Source organism: Pantanalinema rosaneae CENA516, from assembly GCF_050753385.1.
In the GTDB taxonomy this organism is placed as follows: domain Bacteria; phylum Cyanobacteriota; class Cyanobacteriia; order Leptolyngbyales; family Leptolyngbyaceae; genus Pantanalinema; species Pantanalinema rosaneae.
The window spans coordinates 1-1614 of record NZ_JBLZFZ010000165.1; the positions used below are offsets into that span (position 1 = coordinate 1).

Below are 1614 nucleotides of genomic sequence, written 5' to 3' on the forward strand. Positions count from 1 at the left end.
AGATGTGTATAAGAGACAGACGTCGGAAGAGTCAGTGCGCTCGGCGGTCTCGGCGGTGACGAAAGAGCTCGGCCCACCGACGATCCTCGTGCTCAATGCCGGAATCTTTCCGATCGAACCGTTCGAAGAGACAACCCTTGCGAGCTTCGAACGCACGATAGGAGTAAATCTCACTGGAGCGTTCTTGTGTGCCCGCGAAGTGTTGCCGCACATGCGCGAGGCGGGCTACGGGCGCGTGCTGACACTCGGGTCGAGTGCTGGCATCACCGGCGGCAGCAGACACGTCGCCGCTTACGGAGCGTCAAAGGCGGGCGTCATGGCGCTGACGAAGGCGATCGCAACGGAATACTCACCCCTCGGCATCACGGCGAACTCGCTAGCGCCTGCACTCATCAACACCGACATGGTCGCTGGAATCGCCGATATGGCAGGGCGCATTCCGGTTGGCCGTCTTGGCGAGGCTCACGACGTTGCAGACATTGCTGCGTTTCTGTGCTCGTCTCACGCTGGCTACATCACGGGCGCTGTCGTCGACGTCAACGGCGGATTCCTCATCCACTGACCACCCACCTCCCATACCGACACCGCAAAGGAGCGACACATGGTTCACCCCATCGTGGACACACACGTTCACTTTTTCGATCTGCAGCACCCCGTACTGAAGTACGTCTGGCTCGAGCCAGATTTTGTCCACCCCGACCTGGGCAACATCGATGCGATGAAGTCGCTTCTTTACGATGCAAACGCACTCTGGGCGGAGGCGCGCTTCGCCAACATCGAGTCATTTGTGCACGTGCAGGCAGCGATTGGCACCGAAGACCCTGTCGAAGAGACACGGTGGTTGACCGACATGCGCAAGACCTCTCCCGCACCGTTCACCATCGTGGCGCACACCGACCTCGGCACCGACGACGCCATGCGGCAACTCGATGGACACGGAGAATCGCCCTACTTCGTGGGTGTACGTGACTTCGCATCGGAGCCCTACCTCGCATCGGGTGAGACGAACGCGACGTTCGAGGCCTCGCTCGTCGAGATGACCAAGCGACAACTAGTTTTCGATCTCGACTGCGGTTGGCCCAACATGGCAGCCGCTCGTGCCCTCGCCGAACGTCACCCTGAGCTCACGATTGTGCTCGAACACATCGGTTTTCCGCGTAAACGCGATAGCGAGTACTTCGCGTCATGGCGGGCGGGCATTCGTGAACTGGCGAAGGCGCCGAACGTGATCTGCAAGGTGTCGGGTGTCGGCATGACCGACCAGCGCGGGGTGTACGCCGACTTCGAACCGTGGATGACCACGTGCCTCGAAGCCTTCGGTACTGAGCGCTCTCTGGTCGGTTCGAACTGGCCACTCGACCGGATCGTGTCGTCGTACGACGCGATCATGGACATCTACCGACAGCTGGTCTCGTCGCTATCGGACGCTGAACAAGCTACCTTCCTGTTCGAGAACGCTCGCCGTATATACCGGTTAGATCCCGCCGCATAAGGCGCACACGACAGCACGGGGAAGGAGCCGGGATGCTGAACTCAGCAATCCCGGCTCCTTTCATGTTCGTGGCGGCAGAGCTGACCTCGCACGAGCCCTCCGTTTCCGGAGCCATCCAGTGG

The 1614-nt window shown here is 60.6% G+C and carries 2 protein-coding genes; both read left to right on the forward strand.

What is annotated here, in order from left to right:
- The coding region (locus ACN4EK_RS32570; RefSeq protein ID WP_431662596.1) for an SDR family NAD(P)-dependent oxidoreductase at nt 1-562 on the forward strand (562 nt) is incomplete at its 5' end.
- 39 nt (nt 563-601) lie between these two features.
- Nucleotides 602-1492: an amidohydrolase family protein gene (locus ACN4EK_RS32575; RefSeq protein WP_431662597.1), complete on the forward strand. Its 891-nt coding sequence runs from the start codon at nt 602-604 to the stop codon at nt 1490-1492.
- Nucleotides 1493-1614 lie beyond the last annotated feature (122 nt).